Below are 8531 nucleotides of genomic sequence, written 5' to 3' on the forward strand. Positions count from 1 at the left end.
TGTCATTGATGTTTTGAACAAGCTCTTGTAACTTTTTATAAAGCTCTGCCGCTAACTCCGCTAGATCTTCAGGGAAGAGTTTTATATTTGCATTGCGACAGGTTGTATAAGCTATGCGACCGAGTTTTTTCATGAGTCCAGTAGGAATGGTGGGTGCTTTAAAGCCGGCTGCTTTCGCTTTTGCCATGTCACTAAACATTTCACCTTCACCAGTGAGAAGCCAATAAAAGTCTACACCATAAATTTTGTAATAGGCAATTACGATAGATGCTGGTGGCTCATTTACACCGAGCTCATAATTTGCGAATGTACTTTTCGCCAAATCAAGAGTTTTTGCAAAAGCACCACGTTCTTCATTTTCAAGCATTTTTCTTATTTCACGTAGGCGTTTTGCCAATGGTGTTTTTGGTAACGCGCCCATAGTTTTCCTTTTAGAGGAGCATTAAGCCGTATCTTGTGTAGTTACTAGATGTGCACTTTCAGCTTCTATTTGACGCTTTAAATGCAATTTTAGAAGAGGCAAAGTAAGTTCTACTTCTTCCATGTCATTGATGTTTTGAACAAGCTCTTGTAACTTTTTATAAAGCTCTGCTGCTAACTCCGCTAGATCTTCAGGGGGGAGTTTTATATTTGCATCGCGATAGGTTGTATAAGCTATGCGACCGAGTTTTTTCATGAGTCCAGTAGGAATGGTGGGTGCTTTAAAGCCGGCTGCTTTCGCTTTTGCCATGTCACTAAACATTTCACCTTCACCAGTGAGAAGCCAATAAAAGTCTACACCATAAATTTTGTAATAGGCAATTACGATAGATGCTGGTGGCTCATTTACACCGAGCTCATAATTTGCGAGCGTACTTTTCGCCAAATCAAGAGTTTTTGCAAAAGCACCACGTTCTTCATTTCCAAGCATTTTTCTTATTTCACGTAGGCGTTTTGTCAATGGTGTTTTTGGTAACGCGCCTGTATTGTTCCTTTTAGAGGGGAATTAAGCCGTATCTTGTGTAGTTACTAGATGTGCACTTTCAGCTCCTATTTGACGCTTTAAATGCAATTTTAGAAGAGGCAAAGTAAGTTCTACTTCTTCCATGTCGTGTATGTTTTGAACAAGCTCTTGTAACTTTTTATAAAGTTCTGCCGCATATCTTCAGGGGGGAGGTTTATATTTGCATCGCGATAGGTTGTATAAGCTATGCGACCGAGTTTTTTCATGAGTCCAGTAGGAATGGTAGGTGCTTTTGAAACCGCTGTTTTTGCTTTTGCTATGTCTGTAAACATTTCACCTTCACCTGTAGCTAGCCATTCCACAGATACACCACAAACATTTTTGTAAATTACCAACATCGATACAGGTGGTTCGCGTAAGCCAGTTTCGTAGTTATTCATAGTACTTTCAGGTACTGCAAGATGATCAGCAAACTGTTTGCATTCCAAAAAACCAAGGGCAAGCCGTACTTCACGTAATCGTTTTGCCAGTTCTGTTTTAGGTTCTTTTTTAGGTCGTCCCAAAAAAAATCACTCCTAATCCACATTCAGGTTGACTAATTCACAAAAGTGAATTATGTATCCTATTACCGCCCGTTATTGAGGGCATTTATTCTACATTTAACCCCACAAAAAACAGATGGTTTGAGCATCCGTTTAAAGCAGGAGCGAAAGTTATGACAATCACACAAAAATGGGATCGCCATAGTATTTTAGCCGAGCCACACTACCGTAACATGACCTTGGCGGAGCTCGCGAAAGCATATCAACTTCCTTCATCCAGCGTTCAGCATATCTGGACACGACCCAATGAGAAAGCCGAGCGTGCTATTGCAGACTTTATCGGCTTGCCCGTCGAGCAAGTTTTCTTTGAGCGCTACCCCAAAAGTCGCCGTCGCATTTTTAAAGCAGCAAAACACGCTCATACGGATTCCATCAAACATTCCCCATTGCGTGGGAGTGCTGCTTAAAATTGTGTTGGCTTTGCGTGTTAGCGCATTTGCCATGAATTTAAATACCATAAGATAAAAAGGTTTATCAATGTCTAAAGATCAAGACGAAATAGGCAAGGTAAATTGCATAGAGTTTCATCAGGGGGCAGCCATTTGGGTCATAGCTGATGATCAGATTGTCTTTATCGGGGGTGATTATGGTTGCTGCTTATAATTTATGGACCCCAGAGGAAAAGAGAGAAATATTCACCTTGCATAAAAACAGTTCATGAGAGGCATTTTTCCTCCTTGTCTTCTCTCGTTTACCCCTTATGCCAACCTCGCTGATAGTATACAAGTCAAGTCAATAAAATTGATTCAAGATAAAAAGGTTTAAAAAGGAAGAATCTTAACAGTATTCAGGGATATGCTTCATAAGTAAACAACGATAAGTTATCATTATAAATCAATACATTATTGCCATTACCGCGAAAGAAATTTCTTCTTTATAAAATCCGCAATTTTACGTTCTTTCTCTGGCTTTTAAAACAACGCTTTTAAGACAATAAAAGCGCTGCGCCTCTTCTCGCCTCAGCCGTTTTTATTTTTTAATCTGAAAGACAATTTTCAACACTTCAGAAAAAAGAACAAGGCACAAAAATCCCCATCAAGATAATCAAGAAGAAAAAACAAATCCTTCTTCCTCGTCTTTATGCCCTCATGGATTTATCTTTTAGGGGGAACTTTTTCAATTTCCTGCATTGTTCTTTTTAATTTACGCTCTCGAAGAGAGCAAAAGCCCCAAACGACCGATAAAGGCGCAAAAATACAAACCCAAATGAAAACGGGTAAAAGAAAAATAAGATTTCCCACACTTTCCCATATTTCCCACTGCGACATCTGTCGTCAAAGCCTTGCCAAAGCGGACTCCTCGAGAGTCACCATGATAAGAAATGTGCAAAACATGATGAGAAAATTGCGCGATATTTTATTGTTCCATGAAAATATTATCGCTTCTTTGAACACAAAGAAAGGTATCTTCTTACCAAACACTGAACTTTCCCCTTTATTATTTCTCATTTTCGTAAAATTTTTGAGCTGTCCTTGATTCTTCCTTATAAAAGAGTGCTTGATTTTCCTCAATAATGATTTACGCAAAATCATCAATTTTTATACAAGTTGACGCCAATGCACGATTTTGAATGAAAAAATATCGAGACAATACTTTTTTCCGACTTCCAATATGCTCCTCACCTGCCAAACGGAGCTTTGTTTGCTTCATTTTTCTGCCTCGACTCTTTGCTCTATGCGAAAATTTTTCTATGACACAAATTGAAGTCACCGGCTCTCAAAACGGATAACGACCCACGTTCTCTTCGTTTGATCATTTTTTTGCAAACTCTTCTAGCGCACTTTTCAAGTAAACTCTTCCAATACACTCTTCGCGCAAACCCTTCAAAAAAAACATAACCGAATGGCTCTGCCTTTACCCCTTTCTTGAACCAACAAGACAGTATAGTCAAAAAAGGTTTTCTTCAATATTTTCCGCAAAACTAAGAGGATTTTTTGACAAAGCTTTTTCTACAAGACCAGCAAGTTTACACATCTGCAAGAAAGCAAAAATCTTAAAATGCAACAGAACATAAGCGTGCCCCGCCTCAAAGATAAAGTGCCATGCTTCAAGGGCAAAGTACCCACCTCAAGAAAATAAACCTTTCAAACAAAACATAACCGAATGGCTCTACCTTTACCCCTTTCTTGAACCAACAAGACAGTATAGTCAAAAAAGGTTTTCTTCAATATTTTCCGCAAAACTAAGAGGATTTTTTGACAAAGCTTTTTCTACAAGACCAGCAAGTTTACACATCTGCAAGAAAGCAAAAATCTTAAAATACAACAGAACATAAGCGCACCCCACCTCAAAGATAAAGTGGCCATGCTTCAAGGGCAAAGCAACCTACCTCAACGGCGAAGCACTCGCCTCAAAAGTGAAAAGCAAAGCCATTCATAAATATCAAACTCTTCCAGCCCCCTTTACACAGTTTTTCTTCAAGGGAAAACACATAGTTCTCTTCGAAACCATGATCTCTTTTAACAAGGCGTCCCATATTTTAAGAAACGCATATCTTTTCATAAAAACAACAATGAATTTTTGATCTCATACCTTAACGGTATCATGCCTCCTCTCTTTAATAAAGCAACAAAAATGAAGAGACAAAATTGACAATTTATATTCTATAAAATTTTATCCTATAAAGGATAAACTTAAACAACAAAAAAGAACGCATTCATTTTATCACTGACGTTGTTTTTGTAACTATTATCAGCATATATTTGATATTTTATTTGAAAATTGAAAAGGAAATATGGTATGATATAAGGGGAGATAGACTTTTATTTATGACACATATCTTCTGTTCAAAAGACAAAAAATATCCTCTATAAGGATAGAGTGATATGCTTAACAATGCGATAGACATCAAGCCTCTTTGGCTGTCTCCTCTACGGCAAAAAAAGAGCATCAAAAGCCTGCTGTTAGGAACTTCTGCAAAGTCTCTTCACATAAAAAACAAGAGCCATCATAAAAAAACAAAATCAAGAAAGCATGCTTTTGTTCAAATTTGGCAAAAACGGTGCATCAATCTCTCAACATACCTTTCCTTTGTAGAAAGCAAAAACTTTTATGAAAAACAAATAACCGGCTGTAAATGGCAAAATAAAAATGCTGGTACTCCCTTTGCAACAAAAATTATTTTTTCTCTCGAGAAGAGAGCTTTTTCTTAAAAACACAACTGCTTTCACAAGGGCAACTTTTTCTCTGCTTTTACGGGCAACCACTCTCTTTCTTTAGAAATGCTCTTTTTCACCGCTTTCTCTTTTTTCAAGAGAGCACTGTCTTGAAACATTTTTCATACAGTACTTGCTTTTAAACCAAACAATCACTTTTAAATTCAAAGAGTATGTTTATGAAAACAGATAAAAAACGCGGCAGACTTATGATAACAGGGAAACTAAGGGAACCCAACGGCCGTATTTCACGTGCCAAAAAACCACACAAACCTCCTCCGCAAGCCACAGTTGCAATGCGTGCGAAACACTGTGGCTTGAGCATAGAAGAAGCCAAAAATCTACTTTCGAGTTCCTATATCGGGCGGCTCTGTTTGCTTGGATATAAACAGGCTGCCTCTGGCATTAGTAAAGACCAATATGATACTGCACAACGGTATCTCCAAGTCAGAAACGACTATTTATGTGCAAAAGGATTGCCCCATGGCTATTATGATAATTTTAGGCACACAACATCGGATGAAAAAGCACAAACACAGTGGGTTCAAAGAGCAACCGATTCCTATAAAGATATGAAAAGAGCGATCCAAGATGCACAAAATCTGCATCGTCAACATAACTTTGAAGCCGCACTTCAATATCTTGTTGTCGAAGATAAACCTCTTCCCTCTTTTGTTTGTTCACTGCGTCTCATTCTGAATGCACTTCATCAATATTTTGAGTATTAAACACAAGAATAAAAACCTTCATAGAAAGTATACATGCACCCACACTTCCTCATTCTGTTCCATATGGATAGAGCATTTATCTTTTTAACGGAAAGCGCAAAAAATGATTTCTAAACGACCACCAACCACACCACAAGCACTCACCACCAACCGTGCCAGATGAAGAACTTATGATCGCAGAACAACTTGAAAATGGAAGTCTTCTTGTTGAAGGACAGGCATGCAACCAAATATCGACCACAAAGCATCCACAACGAACCGCCTCACAGGCATGCCACCACCAAACCCATCCGCAACCAAGGCTCCACAATCAATCATACCACAAGCACCCGCCGCTAACCGTGCCACAGACACGCAGCTAAATATCGACCACAAAGCATCCACAACGAACTACCTCACAGGCATGCCACCACCAAACCCATCCGCAACCAAAGCTCCACAGTCAACCACACCACAAACACTCCACAACTAACCGCACCACCAGACATCCGCCCCAGCAATCACCACTCCGATGACGCACCTTACAATTTAATCTGAAAACCAGATTTTTCTCCAAAAAAGGGAAAAGTGGTTCTTTTTTGTATTGCAAAAACTTGCTCATTCAGACGACAGTCTTTTCTGCACAAAACTTTTCTGAACAAAATAGAGAAGCTTTATTATACAAGAAGCGGATCGACTCAAAAACACAAAATCCCCCCCTTTTCTATTGACAAAATGTAAAAAATAGTATTTAATGACATATGCGGTACGAGTCTTTTTGTATCAAAATTTATCACTGTTTTGTGATTTTATTTCATCTTTAATGTTTAAAGGTCTTATCTTTTAAGATAGGGGTTTGTGTGTGTGTTTGGAATATAATCTCAGCTAATCATTGATTTTTATCTCTTACATCAGCAACTTTTTCTACTATATCAGTTTTTCTTTTTCACCAAACATCCACCACCATCCGCGCCACAGGCACGCAACCAGATATCGACTACAAAGCATCCACAACGAACCACCTCACAGGTATGCCACCACCAAACCCATCCGCAACCAGGCATCCACAGTCAACCACACCACAAGCACCCGCCGCTAACCGCACCACCAACCATCCACTACCATCCGCAACCAAGGCTCCACAGTCAATCACACCACAAGCGCCCACCACCAACCGTGCCACAGGCATGCAACCAAATATCGACCACAAAGCATCCACAACGAACCGCCTCACAGGCATGCCACCACCAAACATCGACCACCAGGCACCTACCACCATCTGCCACCAGGCACTATCCGCCACCATTTCATCAAAGTTCACCTTTTTCTGGTGCTTAGAAATAGAGAAAGAAATTCATTTTTTAATTTTTAATATGTTCGTCAGTCTCACTTTGAGGCTTCTTTATGGAGGGGGTTTTATGCGAAAAATATCTCAAGAAGGGCTTGCACTCATTAAACAATGGGAAGGTTTGCGTTTGCATGCCTATAAAGATGCCAGCGGTGTATGGACAATCGGTTATGGACATACAAACACAGCCGGAAAACCTTTTATTCACAAAGGTATGACAATTACTGAAAAACAAGCGGAAGAAATTCTTCATCACGATCTGCAACAGTTTGAAAAGACCATTGAAAAAGCCGTCATAGTTTCCTTAACAAACGAACAGTTCGCAGCATTAGTATCCTTTTGTTATAATGTAGGAACAACAGCCTTTTGTAATTCTACACTGTTAAAAAAGCTTAATAAAGGAGAATATGACGCAATCCCTTCTGAATTACAAAAATGGACCAAAGCAGGAGGCAAACGTTTAAATGGTCTCGTACATAGACGTGCTGCAGAAGCAGGCTTGTGGGCGAAAGGTGCTTATGTTTCTTCGAACTATCAAACAGTAGAAAAAAAAGGGGCTACAGGACTTTTCACAGCAGAAGCCCTAGCACCAATTATAAGTTCATTTTCAGGTCTTGGAGGATTACTAGCAGGCAACGGCCCTATTCAATGGGCATTAGCCGCCATTATGCTTTTAGCAGCATGTGCGGGCCTTTTCTTTGTCGCGAAACGTTTTCAGGAGCACCGTCTATGATCTGGAGGATTAAAAAAAATCTGATGCTGACAGGTGCGGCTCTGTCCGCTTTTTTTATAGCTCTCATCAAAGCCTTTACGCTTGGAAAGAAGCTTGAACAACAAAAACAAACGGAAAAAACGCTAAAATCAGCAACAACAAGGCTTGAGGTTGAAAATGAAGTTAATCAAAAAAATGATACTGATGTGCGTGTTGAGCTTTCTCACTGGCTGCGCGATCAATAAGTCTACTTCTTGTGTTGGTTGGTTACCCATTTACTTGGAAAAGCAAGATCTTCACGTCATCAGTTCAAATTTAGCAAGAGAAATTTTAAAACACAATAAACAAGGGGAATATTTGTGTGGGTGGAAACATGGCTAGAAAAAAAATTGAAAAAAAAACAGAGCTCACAGAAGCAGAAAAAGAAATGCTGCAAGAAATGATTTTGACCTATAAAAGTATGAAAATCATGTCTCGCTTTATGCGGTGGATAGCATTTTTCATCTTTTTGTTGATTCTTGACTTTGCGCGTTTTATCGATGCGATAGATGATGTCTTTCTACATCTCAAACAGTGGTTTGCCAAACATTAGAGAGTAATTCACTGTTGAGAAAGCGCGTTTTTTTAAGGCAAAAAGATATCAAAAACAATATACACCCGTTTGAACAGCAGAGCACACAGTGAAACCACATACTGAAAATGAGAGAAAGAAGAGAAAAGTGGTGCGGGTGGTCGGACTCGAACCGACACCCCTTTCGGAACCAGATTTTGAATCTGGCGTGTCTACCAGTTCCACCACACCCGCACATTTTCATTATTAAAAGGACAAAATGTCGATTACTCTTCTGCACTATATGAAGAAGAAGAGATTAGTCAACACCAAACTTCTGCTTTTTTAAGAATTCGTACTATTTTTGCTCTATTGGTCTTAAGAGCACTCGCCCACAAGACTTGCAAATATCTACACCAGCTCGTAAGAGCACTTCCCCACAAGGCTTGCAAATATCCACACCAGCTCGTAAGAGCACGTGCCCACTAAGCTTGCAAATATTCCCACACCGAAT

At 39.4% G+C, this 8531-nt stretch carries 11 protein-coding genes, 1 tRNA gene and 1 pseudogene; 7 read left to right on the top strand and 6 right to left on the bottom strand.

The window, feature by feature from the left end:
* The 3 genes and pseudogenes from BN67_RS03455 to BN67_RS12575 form a co-directional block, all read right to left on the bottom strand.
* A partial coding sequence (locus tag BN67_RS03455; RefSeq protein ID WP_019222751.1) for a helix-turn-helix domain-containing protein occupies positions 1 to 421 on the bottom strand: 421 nt, incomplete at its 3' end.
* Between the two features lie 21 nt (positions 422 to 442).
* Positions 443 to 940 carry a helix-turn-helix domain-containing protein gene (locus BN67_RS03460; RefSeq protein ID WP_019222752.1) on the bottom strand — a complete coding sequence of 166 codons (498 nt, stop codon included), beginning with the start codon at positions 938 to 940 and terminating at the stop codon, positions 443 to 445.
* 45 nt (positions 941 to 985) lie between these two features.
* Positions 986 to 1506 (bottom strand): annotated as a pseudogene (locus BN67_RS12575) (helix-turn-helix domain-containing protein).
* A gap of 152 nt (positions 1507 to 1658) precedes the next feature.
* Here BN67_RS12575 and BN67_RS03470 point away from each other — a divergent pair.
* The 3 genes from BN67_RS03470 (at position 1659) to BN67_RS03515 (ending at position 5428) form a co-directional block, all read left to right on the top strand.
* Entirely contained in the window at positions 1659 to 1952 is a 294-nt protein-coding gene (locus BN67_RS03470) for a helix-turn-helix domain-containing protein (protein ID WP_019222524.1), read from the top strand.
* Between the two features lie 70 nt (positions 1953 to 2022).
* Positions 2023 to 2148: a hypothetical protein gene (locus tag BN67_RS15185; protein WP_019222753.1), complete on the top strand. Its 126-nt coding sequence runs from the start codon at positions 2023 to 2025 to the stop codon at positions 2146 to 2148.
* 2731 nt (positions 2149 to 4879) lie between these two features.
* Positions 4880 to 5428, top strand: coding sequence for a hypothetical protein (locus BN67_RS03515; RefSeq protein ID WP_019222761.1), 549 nt, complete (start codon positions 4880 to 4882; stop codon positions 5426 to 5428).
* 168 nt (positions 5429 to 5596) lie between these two features.
* Here BN67_RS03515 and BN67_RS03520 read toward each other — a convergent pair whose 3' ends face one another.
* Both BN67_RS03520 and BN67_RS03525 read right to left on the bottom strand, forming a co-directional pair.
* Positions 5597 to 5812: a hypothetical protein gene (locus BN67_RS03520; protein ID WP_019222762.1), complete on the bottom strand. Its 216-nt coding sequence runs from the start codon at positions 5810 to 5812 to the stop codon at positions 5597 to 5599.
* Between the two features lie 592 nt (positions 5813 to 6404).
* Positions 6405 to 6713 carry a hypothetical protein gene (locus BN67_RS03525; protein WP_019222763.1) on the bottom strand — a complete coding sequence of 103 codons (309 nt, stop codon included), beginning with the start codon at positions 6711 to 6713 and terminating at the stop codon, positions 6405 to 6407.
* Positions 6714 to 6825: 112 nt separating this feature from the next.
* Here BN67_RS03525 and BN67_RS03530 point away from each other — a divergent pair, with 112 nt between their 5' ends.
* The 4 genes from BN67_RS03530 to BN67_RS03540 are packed head-to-tail and all read left to right on the top strand — an operon-like array spanning position 6826 to position 8059.
* Complete coding sequence (locus BN67_RS03530) at positions 6826 to 7488, top strand: lysozyme (protein ID WP_026088147.1); 663 nt, start codon at positions 6826 to 6828, stop codon at positions 7486 to 7488.
* Positions 7485 to 7712: a hypothetical protein gene (locus BN67_RS03535; protein WP_019222765.1), complete on the top strand. Its 228-nt coding sequence runs from the start codon at positions 7485 to 7487 to the stop codon at positions 7710 to 7712. The genes BN67_RS03530 and BN67_RS03535 overlap by 4 nt, the downstream gene beginning before the upstream one ends.
* On the top strand, positions 7645 to 7848 hold the full coding sequence (locus BN67_RS14765; RefSeq protein ID WP_083871966.1) for a hypothetical protein: 204 nt from the start codon (positions 7645 to 7647) through the stop codon (positions 7846 to 7848). The genes BN67_RS03535 and BN67_RS14765 overlap by 68 nt, the downstream gene beginning before the upstream one ends.
* Complete coding sequence (locus BN67_RS03540) at positions 7841 to 8059, top strand: membrane protein (protein ID WP_026088148.1); 219 nt, start codon at positions 7841 to 7843, stop codon at positions 8057 to 8059. Before BN67_RS14765 ends, BN67_RS03540 begins: the two co-directional genes overlap by 8 nt.
* A gap of 128 nt (positions 8060 to 8187) precedes the next feature.
* Here the strand turns inward: BN67_RS03540 and BN67_RS03545 are convergent.
* Positions 8188 to 8272 (bottom strand) — tRNA-Leu (locus tag BN67_RS03545).
* Between the last annotated feature and the right edge of the window lie 259 nt (positions 8273 to 8531).

This window comes from Bartonella rattaustraliani AUST/NH4 (assembly GCF_000312565.1).
GTDB lineage: Bacteria > Pseudomonadota > Alphaproteobacteria > Rhizobiales > Rhizobiaceae > Bartonella > Bartonella rattaustraliani.

What these genes read in the sequence shown, in the direction of transcription:
- BN67_RS14765 (WP_083871966.1), top strand. Translation starts at nt 7,645, where the DNA reads ATGAAGTTAATCAAAAAAATGATACTGATGTGCGTGTTGAGCTTTCTC.
- BN67_RS03515 (WP_019222761.1), top strand. Translation starts at nt 4,880, where the DNA reads ATGAAAACAGATAAAAAACGCGGCAGACTTATGATAACAGGGAAACTA.
- BN67_RS03525 (WP_019222763.1), bottom strand. Translation starts at nt 6,713, where the DNA reads ATGGTGGCGGATAGTGCCTGGTGGCAGATGGTGGTAGGTGCCTGGTGG.
- BN67_RS03540 (WP_026088148.1), top strand. Translation starts at nt 7,841, where the DNA reads ATGGCTAGAAAAAAAATTGAAAAAAAAACAGAGCTCACAGAAGCAGAA.
- BN67_RS03535 (WP_019222765.1), top strand. Translation starts at nt 7,485, where the DNA reads ATGATCTGGAGGATTAAAAAAAATCTGATGCTGACAGGTGCGGCTCTG.
- BN67_RS15185 (WP_019222753.1), top strand. Translation starts at nt 2,023, where the DNA reads ATGTCTAAAGATCAAGACGAAATAGGCAAGGTAAATTGCATAGAGTTT.
- BN67_RS03470 (WP_019222524.1), top strand. Translation starts at nt 1,659, where the DNA reads ATGACAATCACACAAAAATGGGATCGCCATAGTATTTTAGCCGAGCCA.
- BN67_RS03530 (WP_026088147.1), top strand. Translation starts at nt 6,826, where the DNA reads ATGCGAAAAATATCTCAAGAAGGGCTTGCACTCATTAAACAATGGGAA.